Raw genomic sequence first — 18,975 nt, 5'->3', positions numbered from 1 at the left:
CGTGACGCAACATCTGAAGCTCCGCATCCATGTGAGCGAACCTTTCGATTTCGAACGGTTGGCCGGCAGGTCCGAACTGACCGGCTGGACGGTGGACCATGCCGATCCGGAGAATGAGGATTGGGAAGTCCATCTGGATGCGGGCTTCGATTTTCACGAACGCCACATCGGCCGCCTGCTGGTCAGCCCGCGCTATGTGGGCGAGCATCTGGCGCGGATGTTCGATGCGATCGCGGGCTTCCCGGTGCGGATCGCCCATCGCGACGACGGCACATGGCACTACGCCTTCACGGGCATGATTTCAGAGCGCCATGAGCGCGAAGAACCGGACAACGGAAACATCTGATGCATATTCAGGAAGAGATTAGCGAGCGGCATGTCCTGTCGCTGACGGTTTCGAACGAGGCGGGCATATTGGCGCGCATCGCGGGCCTGTTCACCGCGCGCGGCTATAATATCGACAGTCTGACCGTGGCCGACATCACCCCCGATCATGCGATCAGCCGCATCACCATCGTCACCAGCGGCCCGCCCAAGGTGATCGACCAGATCATCGCCCAGCTCGAACGACTGGTGCCGGTGCACAAGGTGACCGACCTTACCGACAACGGCCCCTTCGTCGAACGCGAACTGGCGCTGGTCAAGGTCGCGGGCGTGGGAGAGGACCGGATCGAGGCGCTTCGCCTGGCCGACGTCTTCCGCGCGAAGGTGGTCGACACGACGATCGAGAGCTTCATCTTCGAGATCACGGGCACCACCGACAAGATCGACAATTTCGTCGGCCTCATGCGACAGATCGGCCTGGTGGAGGTCGGCCGCACCGGCGTCGTCGGCCTGATCCGCGGCAAGGAGCCGAACTGAAGAAATCACCCCTCTCCCGCCGGGAGAGGGAGGTCGAAAAGAGTCACGTGCCTCTTTTCGACGCCGCAAAGCGATGGGAGGGTGAGGGCGGTCCCCTCGCCGCGCAGGTGGTCCCCCTCACCGCAAATCTCGGCTCCGCAAGGCGCCACCCGAACGGAAAGAAGGAACGTCAAATGAAGGTTTATTACGATCGCGACGCCGACATCGGCCTGATCAAGGGCAAGAAGGTCGCCATTCTGGGCTATGGCAGCCAGGGCCACGCCCATGCGCAGAATCTGCGCGATTCCGGCGTTGCCGAAATCGCCATCGCGCTGCGCCCCGGTTCGCCCAGCGCCAAGAAGGCTGAAGGCGCGGGTTTCAAGGTGCTGCCCAACGCCGAAGCGGCCGCCTGGGCCGACGTGCTCATGATCCTGGCGCCCGACGAGCATCAGGCCGCCGTCTATGCCGCCGACATCCACGCCAATCTGCGCCCCGGCGCCGCACTGGCCTTCGCGCACGGCCTCAACGTGCATTTCGGGCTGATCGAGCCGCGCAAGGACGTCGACGTCATCATGATCGCGCCCAAGGGCCCGGGCCACACCGTCCGCGGCGAATATCTGCGCGGCGGCGGCGTGCCCTGCCTGATCGCCGTTCATCAGGATGCGACCGGCAATGCCCATGACATCGCCCTCTCCTATGCTTCGGGCGTCGGCGGCGGCCGCTCCGGCATCATCGAAACCAATTTCCGCGAGGAATGCGAAACCGATCTGTTCGGTGAGCAGGCGGTGCTGTGCGGCGGCACCACCGCGCTGGTCCAGGCCGGTTTCGAAACGCTGGTCGAGGCGGGCTATTCCCCGGAAATGGCCTATTTCGAATGCCTCCACGAACTGAAGCTGATCGTCGACCTGATGTATGAAGGCGGCATCGCCACCATGCGCTATTCGATCTCGAACACCGCCGAATATGGCGACATCAAGACCGGCCCGCGCATCATCACCGAAGAGACGAAGAAGGAAATGAAGCGCGTCCTGGCCGACATCCAGTCGGGCCGCTTCGTCAAGGACTTCGTGCTCGACAACCGCGCCGGCCAGCCGGAACTCAAGGCAAGCCGCATCGCTTCGCAGCGTCACCCGATCGAGGAAACCGGCGCGAAGCTGCGCGCCATGATGCCCTGGATCGGCGCCAACAAGCTGGTCGACAAGGACAAGAACTGAAAGCCGCCCGCCATCCCGGCAACGGGGTAGGTAGCCGATCCGGTAACCCTTTGTTTCCGGTTACGGCTCTGGAACAATCAAGGGACGTCGCTTATCGTAGCGGCGTCCCTTGATCGCTTTCGGAGATTATCCTTCATGCGCAAATATCTGATCCCCGCCGCCGCCCTTGTCGCCCTTGCCGGCGGCAGCGCCGTCATCGCCCAGCAGATGCCGCCCGCCCCCGGCGCGAAGGACGCCACGCGCGTGACCGGCGGCACCTATACGATCGATCCCGGCCACACCCAGATCCTCTTCGCCTATGACCATATGGGCTTCACCAACAATCTGGGCGTCATTTCCGAATCGACCGGCACGCTGACGCTCGATCCGAAAAACCCCTCGGCCGCCAAGGTTTCGGTCGAGGTTCCGGTGACGAACCTCAAGACCGGCATCGCCAAGCTCGACGAACATCTGATGAAGCCGGAATTCTTCGACTCCGCCAAATTCCCCAAGGCGACCTTCGTGTCGACGGGCGTGAAAGCGCAGGGCAACGAGGCGGAAATCACCGGCAACCTGACCATCAAGGGCATTACCAAGCCGGTGACGCTGGACACCGAATTCTACGGCGCGGGCAAGGCGCCGGCGATGATGGGCGGCAAGGAAAATGCCGGCTTCGTCGCCACGACCACGATCAAGCGCAGCGATTTCGGCATGGGCTATGGCGTGCCGATGGTCGGTGACGCCGTGGAACTGAAGATCGTCGTCGCTTTCCAGAAATAAGCCACGGGCACGAACGACAATCCCCCTCCCGCCCGCGGGAGGGGGTTGGGCAGGGCGCGAGCGAAGCGAGCTTCTTCGCTAACCGGTCGACGCGCCGGTGACGCCGCGCCCCTCCCCACTCCTTCCGCAATCGGGAGGAGCGAGGGCCTGTGTCCTCCCCCTTGCGCTTGCCGGTCGATTCGGGCTATGGCGCTCCCATCATGCAGCGCGCGCTTCTTCCCCTGCTACGACTTACACGCCCTTAGGCGTGGTTTTTGTGCTGCTCTTCGCTTGAATGACGCGGCAATCCGCCTAAGGGCATAATCAAGCAGATAGTCGTACCACCGGGCAGGCCACAATCCTTTGGACAGGCTCGCCCGTATGCAGAGAAGCCATTTTCGTCATGATGCTGACCGATCCCTCGCTGAAATACCGCCCCTTCCCTCAGGTCGACCTGCCGAACCGCCAGTGGCCGTCGAACGTCATCACCGCCCCGCCGCGCTGGCTGTCGACCGACATGCGCGACGGCAACCAGTCGCTGATCGACCCGATGAATGCGGAAAAGAAGCGCCGCTTCTTCGACCTGCTGGTGAAGGTCGGCGTCAAGGAGATCGAGGTCGGGTTCCCAAGTGCTGGCGCGACCGAGTTCGACTTCATCTCCGGCCTGGTGCGCGACGGCGCGATCCCCGACGATGTGTTCCCTCAGGTGCTCACGCAAGCGCGCGAAGACCTGATCGCCACCACCTTCGAATCCCTGCGCGGCGCGAAGAAGGCCATCGTCCACGTCTATAACGCCGTATCCCCCGCCTGGCGCAACATCGTGTTCCAGATGGACCGGCCGCAGATCAGGGACATCGCGATCACCGCCGCGAGGCTGCTGCGCGACAATGCGGCGAAGCAGCCCGACACCGACTGGCATTTCGAATATTCGCCGGAAACCTTTTCCACCGCCGAGCTGGATTTCAGCCTGGAATGCTGCGAAGCGGTGATGGAAATCCTCCAGCCCACGCCGGAGCGTCCGCTGATCCTGAACCTGCCCGCCACGGTAGAGGCGGCGACGCCCAATATCTATGCCGACCAGATCGAATGGATCTGCCGCAACATCAGCAAGCGCGACAGCGTCGTCATCTCGCTGCACACCCATAATGATCGCGGCACGGGCGTGGCGGCGGCGGAACTGGGCCTGATGGCGGGCGCGGATCGCGTCGAAGGCTGCCTGTTCGGCAATGGCGAGCGCACCGGCAATTGCGACCTGGTGACCGTGGCGCTCAACATGTACACGCAGGGCATCAACCCCGGCCTGGATTTCAGCGACATCGATGAAGTCATCCAGACCGTCGAATATTGCAACCAGTTGCCCGTCCACCCGCGCCATCCCTATGCCGGCGAACTGGTGTTCACCGCCTTTTCCGGCAGCCATCAGGACGCCATCAAGAAGGGCTTCGCCGCGCAGGAAGCGCGCAACGACCGGATCTGGGACGTGCCCTATCTGCCGATCGACCCCAAGGATCTGGGCCGTGATTACGAAGCGGTGATCCGGGTGAACAGCCAGTCCGGCAAGGGCGGCGTCGCCTGGGTGCTGCAACAGGACAAGGGGCTGAAGCTGCCCAAGCGCATGCAGGCCGATTTTTCGAAGGTCGTGCAGGCGCTGGCCGACGAAAGCAGCCGCGAACTGAACGCCGCCGACATCTGGACCGCCTTCGAAACCCATTATCGCCTGACGGGCGAACAGCCCTACAGCCTGATCGACTATCATGAGAGCGGCGCGGCGGGCGACCGCATCTTCACCGGCAAGATCACGCACAAGGGTGGCGAACGGAGCATTTCCGGACGCGGCAACGGCCTGATCTCCTCGGTTCTCGCGGCGCTGCGCGATGAACTGGGGGTCGATCTGGAGGTCGCCGACTATAGCGAGCATGCGATCGGCGCGGGTACGGATGTCGCGGCGGCCGCCTATGTCGAATGCCGCACCCCCGATGGCCGGACCATCTTCGGGATCGGCACGGATACGGATGTCGCCACGGCCTCGGTTCAGGCGGTGCTGTCTGCGGCCAACAGCGTCGCCACGCAGCGCTGAAACGACCAACCTGCAATGGGCTCCTGCAAAGGCGGGAGCCCATGGGGAAGGCGATCTACCCCGCCAGGGCCTTCACCATCCGCTCCCACTGGTCGAGCGCTTGCGGTATCCCCGCCACCGGCACGCGTTCGTTCAGCCCATGGGCAAAGCCATCCTCGCCGCGCTGGAACAGGCTGGAAACGCCATAGCTCGGCACACCCAGCGCCCGGAAATAGAGGCTGTCCGTCGCCCCCGCCGACATGGAGGGTATGACGGGAATATCCGGATAGCGAGCCGAAACCGCTGCCTTGACCGCTTTCACCACATCCTCGCGGAGCGGTGAGGCATCGCTCGCCTGCGGGTCGTCCAGGGTGGTGATCCTGCCGTCCGGATCGTCAATGGCCTGCGCCAGTTCCGCCTTCACGGCATCCACCGCGATGCCGGGAAAGATGCGGCAGTTGACGTCGACCTTCGCGCTTTGCGGCAGCGCGTTGAGCGCGTGGCCCGCCTGCGCCATGGTGGCGACGCAGGTCGTCCGCACCTGCCCCACAAATTCGGGATAGTCCGACAGCAGGTCGGCCGCCTTCCGGTCCCCCGTCTCGGCATAGCGCCGCATCGCCTCACCCACGGCCCCGCCGATCCGCTCCGCCGAAAGGGCCAGCGATGCCCTGGTCAGTTCATTGCGCATCGGCGCGAAGCGATAGGCCGCGACGCGGTCGATCGCCCGCGCCAGCCGATAGATCGGGTTGCCCGGCGTCGGCGCGCTGCTGTGGCCGCCCGCATCGGTGAAGGCGATCTCGAAATCCGCATAGCTTTTCTCGCCAGCCTGCAATTGATAGAGTACCGCCCGTCCGCCCTCGTCCAGCAGCCCGCCGCCGCCATCTCCGTTCAGCAGCAGCTCGGCGTCCTTATATTTCTCCGCCAGCGCCCTGCTCGTCCGCATATGGGTTTCCTCGTCGCCCGACAGCAGCAGGGTGACGGTCCGCCGCGGTCGCCAGCCTTCCTTCTTCAAGCCCATCAACGTCGCCACCATCATGGCGACATCATATTTATTGTCCTCCGCGCCCCGCCCGAAAATATAGCCATCCTCCTCGACCGGCAGGAATGGATCGCGCGCCCAATCCGCCGGATTGGCGGCAACCACATCCATATGGCCGATCAGGAGCAGCGGCCTGAGCTGCGGATCGCTGCCGCGAATGGTCGCGGCCAGGCTCGCCGTCTCACCCATCGGCGTGATCTCCACATCCCCCGCCGCAAATCCCGCCTGCTGCAGCAGCGAGGCATAATAGGCGGCGAGGCGGGGCACCTGCCCCTCTCCCTCCACCGTGCGGAACGCAATGGATCTGACGAGAACGTCCTTGGCCAATGCCGGGTCGCCGGCGGCCTGCGCGGGGTGCGGCAGGAACAGCACCGGAGCGGTCAGGACCGCAAGAACCGCCCGCCATTTCCTCAAATCGCATCTCCTGCTGGACCAAGGACCATTCTGTGGCATAGTGGATTGCGACAGCCAATCCGTTTGCTGTCCCAGTCGCGGAAAGAGGGCGTCCTTATCCGCGTTCACCCCCATAAAGAATTGCTTGCGCGCATTTGACGGCATCGCTCACCATATCGCGCGCCGGTCGCCCGAAGGAATGCACCCATGGCCATCAACTATCGCAGTTTCGGATTTCAGGTTCTGGTCGGCATGGCGGTCGGCCTGTTGCTCGGTCTGGCGGCGCGAGCCATGGGCACCGCGCCGGACGGCGACCTCAACTGGCTGGCGACCGCGCTCAAGACGACGGGGTCGATCTTCGTTTCCCTGCTGAAGGCCGTGGTGCCGCCGCTGGTGTTCGCGGCCATCGTCGCCTCCATCGCCAATCTGCGCGCGCTCGACAATGCGGCGCGGCTGGCGGGGCAGACCCTGCTCTGGTTCGCGATCACGGCGCTGATCGCGGTCGTCATCGGCCTTGCCATCGGCCTGATCGTCCAGCCGGGCTCTGGCCTGCACGGGCAGGCGCTGGCGATCGGCAAGACGGACTCCGTCGGCGGCTGGCTCGATTTCCTGAAGGGGCTGGTTCCCGGCAACAGCTTCGCCCTGTCCGCCAGCACCAAGCTGAACGATGGCGGCGCGACCACCACGCTTTCCTTCAACATCCTGCAATTGCTGGTGATCTCCATCGCCGTCGGCCTCGCCACCTTGAAGGTCGGAGAGAAGGCAGAGCCTTTCCTGGCCTTCGTCCGCTCCCTGCTGGCGGTGGTCCGCGCCATCCTGGGCTGGATCATCCGGCTGACGCCCATCGGTTCCGCCGCCCTGATCGGCAGCGCCATCGCCACCTATGGCTGGAGCGCGCTCGCCCAGCTCGGCGGGTTTGCCGGAGCCGTCTATCTGGGCCTCGCGCTGGTGCTGCTGGTCGTCTATCCGCTGCTGCTGGCGGCAAACGGGCTCAGGCCGCTGCCCTTCTTCGCCAAGGCGTGGCCGGCGATCCAGCTCGGTTTCGTTTCGCGATCCTCGGTCGGCACCCTGCCCGTCACCGAAGCCGTGACGGAACGCATGGGCGTGGAAAGGGGCTATGCCGCCTTCGCCATTCCGCTGGCGTCGACCACCAAGATGGACGGCTGCGCCTCCATCTATCCGGCGCTGGCGGCGATCTTCGTGGCGGGCTTCTACGGCATTCCCCTTCATGCGGCGGATTATGCGCTGATCGTCTTCGTTTCCGTCGTCGGATCGGCGGCGACGGCGGGCCTGACAGGCGCGATCGTGATGCTGACGCTGACGCTTTCCACGCTCGGACTGCCGCTGGAGGGCGCCGGGCTGCTGCTCGCCATCGATCCGATCCTCGACATGGGCCGCACCGCCGTCAATGTCGCCGGGCAGGTGCTGGTCGCCACCATCGTCGCCAAGCGGGAGGGGATTTTGGACGAGAGCGCCTATTATGGCGCATCCCCGTCCACCGAAGCGCTCGGCTCCTCCATCGCATAGCATACCGCCTCCACATTGATGCCGTCGGGGTCGAGGATGAAGGCGGCGTAATAGCTCGCGCCATAGCGGGGCCGCAGGCCGGGCGCGCCATTATCCTTGCCCCCGGCGCGCAGCCCCGCCGCGTGAAAGGCGTGGACCATCGCCCGGTTCTCGACCCGGAAGGCGACATGCGTCCCCTCACCCACCGCTTCATTGTCACCGAACCAGAAGAAGGCGTCCTCATCCCGGCCATAGCCATGGGCATCCCCGCCGCTGCCATTTTCCGCCGCAGCGACCGTCCGCAACCGCCTGAGGCCGATCGCGCCCAGCAGTTCATCGTAGAAATCGCGCGATCGTCCGGCATCACTGACCGCAAAGCCGATATGGTCGATCATTTTGCGCTCTCCTTTTTCTCGCTTTTGACCTAAACGCCCCACCACAACGCATGAATTGAAGAATGGGCAAAGTGGCGAAGCATCAGGTTCACATCATCGGCGGCGGCATGGCGGGCACGGAAGCGGCATGGCAGTTGGCGCAGGCCGGCGTGAAGGTCCGCCTGTCGGAAATGCGCGGGAGCGGCGACATGACGCCCGCGCATCAGACCGATGGCCTTGCCGAACTGGTCTGCTCCAATAGCTTCCGCTCCGACGATGCGGACAGGAATGCCGTGGGGCTGCTGCATCAGGAGATGCGGCGGCTGGGCTCGCTCATCATGGCGCAGGCGGAACCGGCCAAGGTTCCCGCCGGGTCGGCCCTGGCGGTCGACCGCCACATCTTTTCCGAAGGCGTCACCCGGGCACTGGCCGGGCATCCCAATGTGGAGATCGTGCGCGAACGCATCGACGCCCTGCCGTCAGAGGGCATGACCATCGTCGCCACCGGCCCGCTGACCGCCCCTGCTCTGGCCGCCAGCATCGGGCAAGCGGCGGGCATCGACCATCTCGCCTTTTTCGACGCCATCGCGCCGGTCGTGCATTTCGACAGCATCGACATGGACAAATGCTGGATGGCCAATCGCTGGGACAAGATCGGCCCCGGCGGCGGCGAGGGGAAGGACTATATCAACTGCCCCATGAACAGGGAGCAGTATCAGGCCTTCGTCCAGGGCCTGCTGGACGGCGAGAAGAGCGACTTCAAGGAATGGGAAAAGGACACCCCCTATTTCGAGGGCTGCATGCCCATCGAAGTCATGGCGTCGCGTGGCGCGGAAACATTGCGCCACGGACCGATGAAGCCGATGGGCCTGGACGATCCGCGCACCGGCCGCTGGCCCTATGCGGTGGTGCAACTGCGGCAGGACAATGCGTCGGGCACGCTGTGGAACATGGTCGGCTTCCAGACCAAGCTGAAGCATGGCGCGCAGGTCGAACTGTTCCGCACCATCCCCGGTCTGGAAAAGGCGGAATTCGCCCGGCTGGGCGGGCTTCACCGCAACACCTTCATCCAGAGCCCCAAGCTGCTGGACGGCACCTTGCGCCTGAAAAGCGCCCCGCATATCCGCTTTGCCGGACAGGTCACGGGCTGCGAGGGCTATGTCGAGAGCGCGGCCATAGGCCTGCTCGCCGGACGCTTTGCCGCTGCGGAGATATTGGGCCGGCCGCTCGCGCCGCTGCCGCCGGAAACCGCGCTCGGCGCGCTGCTGGGCCATGTGACCGGCAATGTCGAGACGGCGGATTACCAGCCGATGAACGTCAATTTCGGCCTCTTCCCCCCGCTCGACGACGTGAAGAAGAAGCAGCGCAAGGAAGCCATGACATCCCGCGCCCGCGCCGCGCTGGGCGCCTGGCTGGGCGAACTTCAGCCGGCCTGACGTTTCAGCATCTGCATTTGGCGGCGGCCGCGCGTTTCGGCGCGGTCGTCGCGAATTCCGCTGGGGTCAGCCTGCCGTCGCCATTGCCGTCCGCCTTGGCAAAGCGATCCGACGTCGTCACCGCCCATTCCTCGAAGGAGAGGAGATTGTCATTGTCGCGGTCGAGCGCCTTGAACGCCTTGACGCGGCTGCCCATCATCTCGACCCGCGTGATGAAGCCGTCGCGATTGCGGTCGTAGCGGCCAAAGCGCTTCTGCTCGCGGCTTTGCGGCGACGCTTCGCCGGGCATGGGCGGCGCATCGCCCGAAGCGTCCGGATCGCCTTCCGGCAGGGCGTCGACAGCGGGCGGCGGGGGCGATCCGATCAGGGGCTGGGGCACGGGCTCATTGTTCGCCCGCCCCTGCCACCAGAACAGCCCGCCCGCCGCCAGCAGCAATGCGGCCATCGCGCCCCCCAGAACTCGTTCCACACTATCCCCCTTATCGCCCCAACAATGCGATGCGCACCAATCGCCAATATAGCGCAGGGGTCAATCCCGCCGGCGCACAGCGGCCTTCCTCTATGTCGCGGCGCGCAAGCTGATAGGCGATCCGCAACGGGCGCCATTGCTTTGGCCAAGCCGGCCAGTCGCCGGTTATATATCCTCGCGCCAGTTCGATTGCCCTGCCCGCGCCTTCCCGGTCCGCACCATGTCCGGACAAATCCCACAACGCCCAGGCCGCCCCCGCGCGGTCGAGCCAGGATGGAATATCCTCCCGCCCCGCCAGCGCCCGAAACAGGCCACCGCCTCGTCCCTCCGCATAGCCGGAAAGATCGACCTCCCCGATCAGCGCCTCCCAGCCGTCAAGCCATTGCGACAGGCCGCACGGCGGCAGGGCGTCCAGCTTCCGCATCGCATCGATCAACGGCTCGCCGCGCCCCTTGACGCCGCTTTCATCGGTCAGGGCATCGTTCCACCAGGCCAGGCGCATCTGCCCGATGATCGGCTCGCTCGTCGTCGCCACGAGCCGCGAGAATCGGGCATCGAGCGCCCAGATCAACCGATGACGCGGCGCATCAGGGCCGGCATAGGCGCTGAGCAACGACGGCAATGGGGCGAGATCGTCGCTCACAATATCCATCCGCCTATATCGATGGAAATGGATTTGGCCGAAATTATCAGCTTTTTAACCCCAACCGGCATAGTGATCCTGGCAACTGCCCCTGGATGGGCATGGGGCTGCCCTGCCTGAATTGGGGGTGCGGGGCAAGTAAAGGCAGAGCGGATTATGAGCGACCGGATCAAGCGCGCGCTGTTCATTCTGATGCGGCTTTATCACAATCAGGCGGGGAATACGCTGGCGATTGTGGCGGCGGCGATAATCCCGTTGGTCGCCATAACCGGCGCGGCAGTCGACTTCAGCCGAACCTATCTTGTGAAGGCGCGTATGCAGCAGGCCTGCGACGCCGGTGTGCTCGCCGGGCGACGTTCGATGAGCGGTACCGTATTGACAGCCGCGGACAAGAATGAGGCGCTGAAATATTTCAGCTTCAATTTTCCAAGCGGATTGATGGGCTCCGCCGCAGTGTCTACGACAGACAGCAACGCAGCCAACCGCGTGACTACCGAACTGGAAAATGGGCAGCTCCGAATGAGGGCTACCACCAGCGTGCCGACCACGCTGCTGAAAGTGGTGGGCATCAATCAGATGCGCGTGAGCGCCGAGTGTCTAGGCGAGGAATATTATGTCAATACCGACCTGATGCTGGTTCTCGATACGACGAGTTCGATGAACTGTTACATGTCGGATTCCCTTACCTGTTATCAGGATTCCGAGAAGCTAGACACCGGAAGCGGAGCGTCGCTCAAAAGGGCCAAGATGAAGGAAATGCGGGAGGCGCTGAAAACCCTCTATTCCAACCTGCGTCCTGCTCAGACGGCTTTGGAAGCGAAGAACCTTCGCATGCGGATCGGCTTCCTGCAATTTTCGACCACCGTTAATGTCGGCAAGCTGATACGCGCCGTGGACACAAACTACGTCCGTTCATCCTATACATACAGGGACAGCAGCGGCGCACTCAAGACATCAGCCACCAACTGGTCCTCGAACTGGTTCGACAACACATGGGCCGGCTGTATCGAGGAACGCGGCACATCCACGGCGCTCACCGCGAGCAGTACGACCATACCGTCCGACGCCTGGGATCTTGATATCACCAAGATCCCCGACAGCGACGCTACGAAGTGGGCGCCCTATGACTTCTCTTCGTCAGGGGAACAGTCCTACAACAGCGCTTCCTACATGACGGCATGCCCCAAACCGGCGGTCCACATGAAGGCATGGGCCGACCAGGCGGCGTTCGATGCTCAGGTCAATACGATCGTCAATGGCGACGGCGCGACCTATCATGACATCGGCATCAACTGGGGTCTGCGAATGATCGCGGACGACGGCATTTTCGGCGCGCTCAATCCCACCAAGTTCAACAATGTGAAGGTTCAGCGCACCATCGTGTTCTTTACCGACGGTGAGATGTCGCCCTTCGATGATGCCTATAGCGCATATGGCGTCGCCAAATATGCCGGGCGGACAGCTGCAAAGAGTGCTAATGACAGCGCCCTGGAGGCGGTCCACACCCAGCGCTACAAGCTGATGTGCGCCAAAGCCAAATCCATCTATAAGATCGATATATGGGTCGTGGCCACCCTTTCGGGCCAAACCATGAATTCCAACATCGCATCCTGCGCGTCTAACAGCAGCCAGGCCATTTCGGTCAATAATCCGGCCGATCTCAACAATGCATTCAAGCGCATATCCGACAAGGTCGGCAATTTGAGGATCGGCGCATGATGTCAATCTTCATGAAGCAACTCGCGCGGAATGATGATGGAGTGACCATCGTGGAATTCGCTGCGGTTGCTGGGCCACTCATTATTCTGCTCCTGGGTTCTCTCGATCTTGGCTATCAGGCCTATGCGACTGCCGTGGTGCAAGGAACGGCTAATGCCGCCGGCCGAAAGGCGACATTGGAGGGTGCCACTGCGGCCACCGTCGAAACCTATGTTCGGGACCGACTTAGCAGCATAGCCAGTGGCTCAAACGTGCAGATAACCGCCTCCAACTTCCTAACCTACAACAAGATCGGCAAACCGGAGAAGCTGACGACGGACGTGAATAACAATGGCCTCTACGATAAGAGCGGCCCCGATTGCTTCATCGACGACAATCGCAACAACATCTATGACGTGGCCAGCCAAGGCGCGACCGGCATAGGCACCGCTGAAGATGTGGTGCGCTATCAGATCAGCGTCACGTATAACCGATTGTCGCCCATTCCCCAACTTGCGGGCATGGGAAATTCCGTCACAATCTCGCGGACGACCTTCATGCGTAACGAACCTTATGCGGGCGTCGTCGATCCTCCTGTGAAATGCGGAGTGTGAGAATGTCGCGCATCACCCCCTGCTACAGGATCAGACAGAGCGCCGCGATCCTTGTCCGTCAGCTTCGTCATAACCAGAATGGTCTTGCGCTGATCGAATTTGCCTATGCGGTCCCATTTCTTATTCTGCTCACTTTCGGGGGCGCGGAACTCGCGAACATAGCGATCACCCATGCGCGCATAAGTGCTGTGACCAGCATGGTCGCTGATAGCGTAGCTCGTGTCAGAGATAGGATCGATGAGAATGACATCAACGATGTCATTATCGGCGCGAAATATGCTGCGGAATCTCTCGATCTAACGTCTCGCGGCCGGATCATCATTTCCACGCTGGAGGATAATGCCGCAACGACGACGCCCACTACCGATCAAGTGATAACATGGCAAAGATGCAAGGGAATCAAGAGTGTTCCGAACACGCAAACCATCGGCAGCGAAGGTCAGATACTGACCAGCGGTGTTGGAGCAACCGGAAGCCAGGTTTCGGCAACGCCGGGCAGCCCCGTCATCGTCGTCGATATCTTCTATGATTATAGACCCATTATGTCGGACCGTTGGTTCGGTCCTATCACCATCCATTATTCATCGGCCTTTTCGGTTCGTGACCGCACAATTCAAACACTTCAAAACGCTCAGAATCTTTCGGGCACGGCGAAGGCGACCTGCAATTATTTCTCGGCTTAACCATCTATAAGGCGCAAGTTTGATGAGTTTCAGGAAGGCTAGAGAACTGGGGGCAGCGCACAAACGCCGCCCCACCCATTTCACCGATAACAAACCTTCTTCGCCGCAGCGACAACCCGCGCCGCATCGATAAGCGCCGCCTTTTCCAGATTCGCCGCATAGGGCAGCGGCACATCCTCATTGGTCACGCGCAGCACAGGGGCGTCCAGATCGTCGAAACCCTGTTCCATCACCACCGCCGCGATCTCAGACGCGATCGAGCAGACCGGCCAGCCCTCTTCCACCACCACCAGGCGATTGGTCTTCTTCAGGCTCTCCAGCACAGTCGCGGCATCGAGCGGGCGTAGCGTGCGCAGGTCGATGACCTCCGCATCGATGCCTTCACCGGCCAAAGCCTCCGCCGCTTCCAGCGCCACGCCAACGCCGATGGAGTAGCTGACCAGCGTCACATCCTTGCCTTCGCGGACGATGCGCGCCTTGCCGATGGGGAGGACATAATCGTCCACTTTGGGCACGTCGAAGCTGCGGCCATAGACCAGTTCGTTCTCAAGGAACACGACCGGATCGTCCGAACGGATCGCCGCCTTGAGCAGGCCCTTGGCGTCGGCCGAGTCATAGGGCGCGATGACGATGAGCCCGGGAACCGACGCATACCAGGGACCGTAATTCTGGCTATGCTGCGCGGCGACGCGGCTGGCCGCGCCATTGGGACCGCGGAACACGATCGGACAGCGCATCTGGCCGCCGGACATGTAATTGGTCTTGGCGGCCGAATTGATGATATGGTCGATCGCCTGCATCGCGAAGTTGAAGGTCATGAACTCGACGATCGGCTTCAATCCGCCCATCGCCGCGCCCGCGCCGATGCCGGCAAAGCCATATTCGGTGATCGGCGTATCGATGACGCGCCTGTCGCCGAATTCCTCCAGCAGGCCCTGGGTGACCTTATAGGCGCCCTGATATTCGGCCACCTCTTCACCCATGACGAAGACGCGCTCGTCCCGCCGCATTTCCTCGGCCATGGCGTCGCGCAGCGCTTCGCGAACGGTGGTCTTGATATATTCGGTACCCTCGGGCAGCGCCGGGTCCTTGACGGTCGCCTTCGCCTCGGTCGCAAGCTTCGACGTGCCGCTTTCGGCCTTCCTGGGTGCCGGAGCGGCTTCGGGCGCGGCGGGAGGCGCACTTTCGGCGGCCTTCGGGGCCTGTGCGGTCTCGCCACCCTCGCCTGCCCCATCTGCCGCCATCGTGGCGATGACGGTGCCGACCTTCACGCCTTCAGTCCCCTCGGCCACCATGATCTGGCCGATCTTGCCTTCATCGACGGCTTCGAATTCCATCGTCGCCTTGTCGGTCTCGATCTCAGCCAATATGTCGCCCGAGCGGACCTCGTCCCCTTCCTTTACCAGCCACTTCGCCAACGTGCCTTCCTCCATCGTCGGGGAAAGCGCCGGCATCTTGATTTCGATACCCATTAATATTGCTCCACCAGCACGTCGGTATAAAGGTCGTGCAGTTCCGGTTCGGGAGAGGTTTCAGCGAAATCCGCCGCGTCGCTGACGATCTTGCGGATGTCCTGGTCGATCTTCTTGAGTTCGTCCTCGACGACGCCCATGTCGGCCAGATATTTCTTGACGCCTTCGATCGGGTCGGACTTTTCGCGCATCGACTGCACTTCCTCGCGCGACCGGTATTTGGCCGGGTCGGACATGGAATGGCCGCGATAGCGATAGGTCTTCATTTCCAGCAGGATCGGACCGTTGCCCGCCTGCACCCATTTCAGCGCCTCTTCCGTCGCGCCGCGCACCGCCAGCACGTCCATGCCGTTCACCTGGATGCCGGGAATGCGGAAGCTTTCGCCGCGCCGGTAAAGCTGGTCTTCCGCCGAGGAGCGGTTGACGCTGGTGCCCATGGCATATTGGTTGTTCTCGATCACGAAGATGATCGGCAGCTTCCACAGCTCGGCCATGTTGAAGCTTTCGTAGACCTGGCCCTGATTGGCCGCGCCGTCTCCGAAATAGGCGACGCAGACGCCGCCGTCATTATTATACTTGTGCGCGAAGCCGAGACCGGCGCCAAGCGACACCTGGGCGCCGACGATGCCGTGGCCGCCGTAGAATTTATGCTCGACGCTGAACATGTGCATCGAACCGCCCTTGCCGCGCGAAATGCCCGCTTCGCGGCCGGTCAGTTCAGCCATGATGACGTTGGGATCGATGCCATAGGCCAGCATGTGGCCGTGGTCGCGATAGCCGGTGATGACGCTGTCCTTGCCGGGCTGGAGCGCCGACTGGATGCCGACGGCAACCGCTTCCTGCCCGATATAGAGGTGGCAGAAGCCGCCGATCAGGCCCAGGCCGTAAAGCTGGCCGGCCTTTTCCTCGAAACGGCGGATCAGGACCATCTGCCGGTAGAATTCCAGCAGCTCTTCCTTGCTGGCCTTATAATCTTTGGGAGTGTCGGGGCGAGGCCGGTTATGGTCCGCGCCGGCGGCGGGTGCAGCCGCCTTTGCCTTTGCGCGTGAAGGACGCGGCGTCGTTGGTTTCGCCAAGGCTCTTATCCTTTTGCGTGGGTGAGGATGGAAGGGAGGCCGGTATAGCGGCAGTCCGCCCCCAAATGCAACGCGGCATGGGGCACAGGAACGCGGCAAAAGCGATCGACCAGCCGTCGGGAAAGGTCAGTTCAGCGGGACGATCACTTCATCATGATGGACGACGCCCAGCTCCCGCCGGATCAGTTCATCGGAAAGATCGGGATCGACGCGCCGGGGATCGAGCAGGTCCACCCGGTTCTTCAACTCCTGCCGGCTGGCCTGAACCTGCTTCAGTTCAGACTGGGCATGATGGAGCTGCCGCTTGTAATCGCCCCATGCCAGAACCCCGTTGGAGCCCAGCACCACATAGCCTGCGAAGAAGAGAAGAAGAAGCACCGCAATCGCCGGACCGAAGGCCGAAAAAAGCAACATGCGGAGTTTCGCGATATGCGCCATGGACCAGTTGAATCACAGGGACGGGCCGGCCGCAAGCAAAATTTACTGCGCTTGCGACCGGATGTCGAAAATTTGATTTAGCGGAAAATCGAACGCCCGGCGTAAAGCGCGACGTCGCCCAGTTCTTCTTCGATCCGGATGAGCTGGTTATACTTGGCGAGCCGGTCCGAACGGGCGAGCGAACCGGTCTTGATCTGGCCGCAATTGGTGGCGACGGCCAGATCGGCGATCGTCGCGTCCTCGGTCTCGCCGGAACGGTGCGACATAACGGCGGTGTAGCGCGCCCGATGGGCCATGTCGACGGCCGCAAGCGTTTCAGTGAGCGAACCGATCTGGTTCACCTTGACCAGCAGCGAATTGGCGAGGCCCTTGCCGATGCCCATTTCCAGACGCCTGGGATTGGTCACGAAAAGGTCGTCGCCCACCAGCTGGACCTTGCCCCCGATCTTGTCGGTCAGCGCCTTCCAGCCCTCGAAATCATCCTCGCTCATACCGTCCTCGATCGACTTGATCGGATAGTCGGCGCACAGGGCCGCGAGATAATCGGCCATTTCGACCGGGCTGAGCGACAGGCCTTCGCCCGAAATCTCGTACTTGCCGTTCCTGAAGAATTCGGTCGCCGCGCAGTCCAGCGCGAGCACGACGTCATCGCCCGGCTTGTAGCCCGCCTTCTCCACCGACAGCATGATGAAGTCGAGCGCATCGCGGGTAGAGGCGATGTTGGGCGCGAAACCGCCCTCGTCACCGACCGAGGTCGCCAGACCCTTGTCGTGCAGGCCCTTCTTCAGCGTATGGAAGATTTCCGAACCGATCCGCACGGCGTCGGCAATGCTCTCCGCGCCTACCGGCATGATCATGAATTCCTGGAAGTCGATCGGATTGTCGGCATGTTCGCCGCCGTTGATGATGTTCATCATCGGCACCGGCAGCACATGCGCATTGACGCCGCCGACATAGCGGTAGAGCGGCAGGCCGCGCGCGTCGGCGGCCGCCTTCGCCACCGCCAGGCTGACGCCCAGGATCGCGTTGGCGCCCAGGTTCGACTTGTTCTCCGTCCCGTCGAGCGCGATCATCGCAGCATCGACCTCCGCCTGATCCTCGGCATCCAGGCCGATGATCTGCTCGGCAATCTGGTCATTGACGGCGGCGACGGCGGCGAGCACGCCCTTGCCCAGATATTTGGCGGCGTCCCCATCCCGCTTTTCCACCGCTTCATAGGCGCCGGTCGAAGCGCCCGAAGGCACGGCGGCGCGGCCGAAGCTGCCATCCTCCAGCATCACGTCGACTTCGACGGTCGGATTGCCGCGGCTGTCCAGAATCTGGCGGGCATGAATATCGAGAATGGCTGTCATGGTCGCTCCTTGGAGTGGCTCTGGGGACTGGCTCTGGTCGCTTTTCGCGCCCCGCTTAGCCACCGCCTCCCCGCTTGGCAATGCAGGGGCTTGCAAGGACTCGAAAAATGCCGATGCTCAAAATAGTAACGGCAACGGAACTGTGGGCGGTGGCGAAGCATTAGAGGCAGAGCCGCCCGCCCGCACAGCGATTCCACCGTATTTCAAAGGGAGACTTAGGACGATGGCCGACACCCCGGAAACCCCGCCCGCCAAGCGCGCCAGAAAGGCCAGCCCCGCCAAGGCGCCCAAGGCCAGGCCGGCCAAGGCCGCCCTGTCCGGCACGCTGGTGAAGGCCGCGCCCGTCAAGACCGCCACCACGCGCAAGGCCGCCGCGCCCAAGACGCCGGGCAACGGCGCCGCCGCCCATGGCTGGACCGCGCAGATCGCGCCGATCAAGGCGCAAGCGGAAAAGGCTGCGAAGGCCGCCGCCGACAAGCTGAACGCCGTCGATTGGAAAGCGCATATCGACCCGCTCAAGGACCAGGCGTCCAAGACCGCAAAGTCCGCCGCGGGCGTCGCCAAGGACAAGACCGGATCGGCCATGCAGAGCCTGGCGAAGCTGATTTCCGACACGGCGGGCACCGTCGATGCGAAGCTTGGCCCGCAATATGGCGACTATGCGCGCCAGGCGGCCGAATCGGTGGCCGGCGCCGCGAAGACGCTGGACAGCAAGGATGTCGACCAGTTGATGACCGAAGCGCGGGATTTCGTGCGCAAGAGCCCGGCCGTGGCCATCGGCGCTGCGGCGGTGGTCGGCTTCGTGCTGATGCGTCTTGCCAAGGGGTCGGACGAAGACGCCTGATCGCGTTCTTGCCCATTGACGGACGACAGGGCCCCGGCGCCGGGGCGGAGGATATTTTGACTCAAGAGCCCCTGCAGACCGAGGCACAGG

At 62.9% G+C, this 18,975-nt stretch carries 19 protein-coding genes; 11 read left to right on the top strand and 8 right to left on the bottom strand.

Features of this window, described 5'->3' with window-relative positions; translation table 11 throughout:
* The first annotated feature begins 1 nt into the window (after position 1).
* From A0J57_RS07020 to leuA, 5 genes are all read left to right on the top strand, one after another.
* Positions 2-346 (top strand): hypothetical protein, encoded by a 345-nt coding sequence (locus A0J57_RS07020; RefSeq protein WP_061934734.1) that lies wholly within the window; start codon positions 2-4, stop codon positions 344-346.
* A complete protein-coding gene (gene ilvN / locus A0J57_RS07015; protein ID WP_044662034.1) occupies positions 346-861 on the top strand; it encodes an acetolactate synthase small subunit in 516 nt (171 codons plus the stop codon). Before A0J57_RS07020 ends, ilvN begins: the two co-directional genes overlap by 1 nt.
* 47 nt (positions 862-908) lie before the next feature.
* On the top strand, positions 909-2,054 hold the full coding sequence (ilvC, locus tag A0J57_RS07010; protein WP_308507649.1) for a ketol-acid reductoisomerase: 1,146 nt from the start codon (positions 909-911) through the stop codon (positions 2,052-2,054).
* Positions 2,055-2,189: 135 nt separating this feature from the next.
* Positions 2,190-2,813: a YceI family protein gene (locus A0J57_RS07005; protein WP_044662032.1), complete on the top strand. Its 624-nt coding sequence runs from the start codon at positions 2,190-2,192 to the stop codon at positions 2,811-2,813.
* 382 nt (positions 2,814-3,195) lie between these two features.
* On the top strand, positions 3,196-4,869 hold the full coding sequence (gene leuA, locus A0J57_RS07000) for a 2-isopropylmalate synthase (RefSeq protein ID WP_061934732.1): 1,674 nt from the start codon (positions 3,196-3,198) through the stop codon (positions 4,867-4,869).
* Positions 4,870-4,924: 55 nt separating this feature from the next.
* Here the strand turns inward: leuA and A0J57_RS06995 are convergent, their stop codons facing one another.
* Complete coding sequence (locus A0J57_RS06995) at positions 4,925-6,250, bottom strand: M20/M25/M40 family metallo-hydrolase (RefSeq protein ID WP_061934823.1); 1,326 nt, start codon at positions 6,248-6,250, stop codon at positions 4,925-4,927.
* 237 nt (positions 6,251-6,487) lie between these two features.
* On the opposite strand from A0J57_RS06995, the gene A0J57_RS06990 reads away from it, so the two are divergent.
* The gene (locus A0J57_RS06990) at positions 6,488-7,807 is read left to right on the top strand and encodes a dicarboxylate/amino acid:cation symporter (RefSeq protein ID WP_061934730.1); all 1,320 of its coding nucleotides are present in this window, start codon (positions 6,488-6,490) and stop codon (positions 7,805-7,807) included.
* Here the strand turns inward: A0J57_RS06990 and A0J57_RS06985 are convergent.
* Positions 7,759-8,181: a VOC family protein gene (locus tag A0J57_RS06985; RefSeq protein ID WP_044662029.1), complete on the bottom strand. Its 423-nt coding sequence runs from the start codon at positions 8,179-8,181 to the stop codon at positions 7,759-7,761. The two genes, A0J57_RS06990 and A0J57_RS06985, sit on opposite strands and share 49 nt — an antisense overlap.
* 62 nt (positions 8,182-8,243) lie before the next feature.
* On the opposite strand from A0J57_RS06985, the gene trmFO reads away from it, so the two are divergent.
* A complete protein-coding gene (gene trmFO, locus A0J57_RS06980; protein WP_173664336.1) occupies positions 8,244-9,596 on the top strand; it encodes a methylenetetrahydrofolate--tRNA-(uracil(54)-C(5))-methyltransferase (FADH(2)-oxidizing) TrmFO in 1,353 nt (450 codons plus the stop codon).
* Positions 9,597-9,600: 4 nt separating this feature from the next.
* On the opposite strand, the gene A0J57_RS06975 is transcribed toward trmFO, so the two are convergent.
* Together A0J57_RS06975 and A0J57_RS06970 are read right to left on the bottom strand one after the other, a co-directional pair.
* On the bottom strand, positions 9,601-10,065 hold the full coding sequence (locus A0J57_RS06975; RefSeq protein WP_025549075.1) for an EF-hand domain-containing protein: 465 nt from the start codon (positions 10,063-10,065) through the stop codon (positions 9,601-9,603).
* A 10-nt stretch (positions 10,066-10,075) separates the two neighbouring features.
* On the bottom strand, positions 10,076-10,717 hold the full coding sequence (locus A0J57_RS06970; RefSeq protein WP_061934728.1) for a hypothetical protein: 642 nt from the start codon (positions 10,715-10,717) through the stop codon (positions 10,076-10,078).
* Positions 10,718-10,864: 147 nt separating this feature from the next.
* Between A0J57_RS06970 and A0J57_RS06965 the strand changes: the two genes are divergently transcribed.
* Genes A0J57_RS06965 through A0J57_RS06955 form a run of 3 tightly spaced genes read left to right on the top strand, consistent with a single transcriptional unit; the run spans position 10,865 to position 13,703 of the window.
* Positions 10,865-12,427 (top strand): pilus assembly protein TadG-related protein, encoded by a 1,563-nt coding sequence (locus A0J57_RS06965; protein ID WP_061934726.1) that lies wholly within the window; start codon positions 10,865-10,867, stop codon positions 12,425-12,427.
* Positions 12,424-13,020, top strand: a complete 597-nt coding sequence (locus tag A0J57_RS06960; RefSeq protein ID WP_061934724.1) for a TadE/TadG family type IV pilus assembly protein — start codon at positions 12,424-12,426, stop codon at positions 13,018-13,020. The genes A0J57_RS06965 and A0J57_RS06960 overlap by 4 nt, the downstream gene beginning before the upstream one ends.
* Before the next feature lie 2 nt (positions 13,021-13,022).
* Entirely contained in the window at positions 13,023-13,703 is a 681-nt protein-coding gene (locus A0J57_RS06955) for a TadE/TadG family type IV pilus assembly protein (RefSeq protein WP_061934722.1), read from the top strand.
* Between the two features lie 80 nt (positions 13,704-13,783).
* Here A0J57_RS06955 and A0J57_RS06950 read toward each other — a convergent pair whose 3' ends face one another.
* The 4 genes from A0J57_RS06950 to eno all read right to left on the bottom strand — a co-directional run bounded on the left by A0J57_RS06950 (position 13,784) and on the right by eno (position 18,041).
* Positions 13,784-15,175 (bottom strand): pyruvate dehydrogenase complex E1 component subunit beta, encoded by a 1,392-nt coding sequence (locus A0J57_RS06950; RefSeq protein ID WP_061934720.1) that lies wholly within the window; start codon positions 15,173-15,175, stop codon positions 13,784-13,786.
* A complete protein-coding gene (gene pdhA / locus A0J57_RS06945; RefSeq protein ID WP_025549067.1) occupies positions 15,175-16,251 on the bottom strand; it encodes a pyruvate dehydrogenase (acetyl-transferring) E1 component subunit alpha in 1,077 nt (358 codons plus the stop codon). Before pdhA ends, A0J57_RS06950 begins: the two co-directional genes overlap by 1 nt.
* Before the next feature lie 126 nt (positions 16,252-16,377).
* Positions 16,378-16,689, bottom strand: a complete 312-nt coding sequence (locus A0J57_RS06940; protein ID WP_025549066.1) for a septum formation initiator family protein — start codon at positions 16,687-16,689, stop codon at positions 16,378-16,380.
* 77 nt (positions 16,690-16,766) lie between these two features.
* Positions 16,767-18,041 carry a phosphopyruvate hydratase gene (eno, locus tag A0J57_RS06935; protein WP_025549065.1) on the bottom strand — a complete coding sequence of 425 codons (1,275 nt, stop codon included), beginning with the start codon at positions 18,039-18,041 and terminating at the stop codon, positions 16,767-16,769.
* A 223-nt stretch (positions 18,042-18,264) separates the two neighbouring features.
* Between eno and A0J57_RS06930 the strand changes: the two genes are divergently transcribed.
* Entirely contained in the window at positions 18,265-18,885 is a 621-nt protein-coding gene (locus A0J57_RS06930) for a hypothetical protein (protein WP_061934718.1), read from the top strand.
* Positions 18,886-18,975: the final 90 nt, after the last annotated feature.

Source organism: Sphingobium sp. 22B (genome assembly GCF_001580035.1).
Lineage (GTDB): Bacteria > Pseudomonadota > Alphaproteobacteria > Sphingomonadales > Sphingomonadaceae > Sphingobium > Sphingobium fuliginis.
The sequence above is the reverse complement of the archived record's forward strand: the minus strand, read 5'-3'. Positions and strand labels throughout refer to the sequence as shown.

Coding starts and splice junctions, on each gene's coding strand:
- A0J57_RS06970 (WP_061934728.1), bottom strand. CDS start 10,717: ATGGATATTGTGAGCGACGATCTCGCCCCATTGCCGTCGTTGCTCAGC.
- A0J57_RS06965 (WP_061934726.1), top strand. CDS start 10,865: ATGAGCGACCGGATCAAGCGCGCGCTGTTCATTCTGATGCGGCTTTAT.
- trmFO (WP_173664336.1), top strand. CDS start 8,244: ATGGGCAAAGTGGCGAAGCATCAGGTTCACATCATCGGCGGCGGCATG.
- A0J57_RS06950 (WP_061934720.1), bottom strand. CDS start 15,175: ATGGGTATCGAAATCAAGATGCCGGCGCTTTCCCCGACGATGGAGGAA.
- A0J57_RS06960 (WP_061934724.1), top strand. CDS start 12,424: ATGATGTCAATCTTCATGAAGCAACTCGCGCGGAATGATGATGGAGTG.
- eno (WP_025549065.1), bottom strand. CDS start 18,041: ATGACAGCCATTCTCGATATTCATGCCCGCCAGATTCTGGACAGCCGC.
- A0J57_RS06990 (WP_061934730.1), top strand. CDS start 6,488: ATGGCCATCAACTATCGCAGTTTCGGATTTCAGGTTCTGGTCGGCATG.
- A0J57_RS06930 (WP_061934718.1), top strand. CDS start 18,265: ATGGCCGACACCCCGGAAACCCCGCCCGCCAAGCGCGCCAGAAAGGCC.
- A0J57_RS07005 (WP_044662032.1), top strand. CDS start 2,190: ATGCGCAAATATCTGATCCCCGCCGCCGCCCTTGTCGCCCTTGCCGGC.
- ilvN (WP_044662034.1), top strand. CDS start 346: ATGCATATTCAGGAAGAGATTAGCGAGCGGCATGTCCTGTCGCTGACG.
- A0J57_RS06940 (WP_025549066.1), bottom strand. CDS start 16,689: ATGGCGCATATCGCGAAACTCCGCATGTTGCTTTTTTCGGCCTTCGGT.
- A0J57_RS06985 (WP_044662029.1), bottom strand. CDS start 8,181: ATGATCGACCATATCGGCTTTGCGGTCAGTGATGCCGGACGATCGCGC.
- A0J57_RS06955 (WP_061934722.1), top strand. CDS start 13,023: ATGTCGCGCATCACCCCCTGCTACAGGATCAGACAGAGCGCCGCGATC.
- leuA (WP_061934732.1), top strand. CDS start 3,196: ATGATGCTGACCGATCCCTCGCTGAAATACCGCCCCTTCCCTCAGGTC.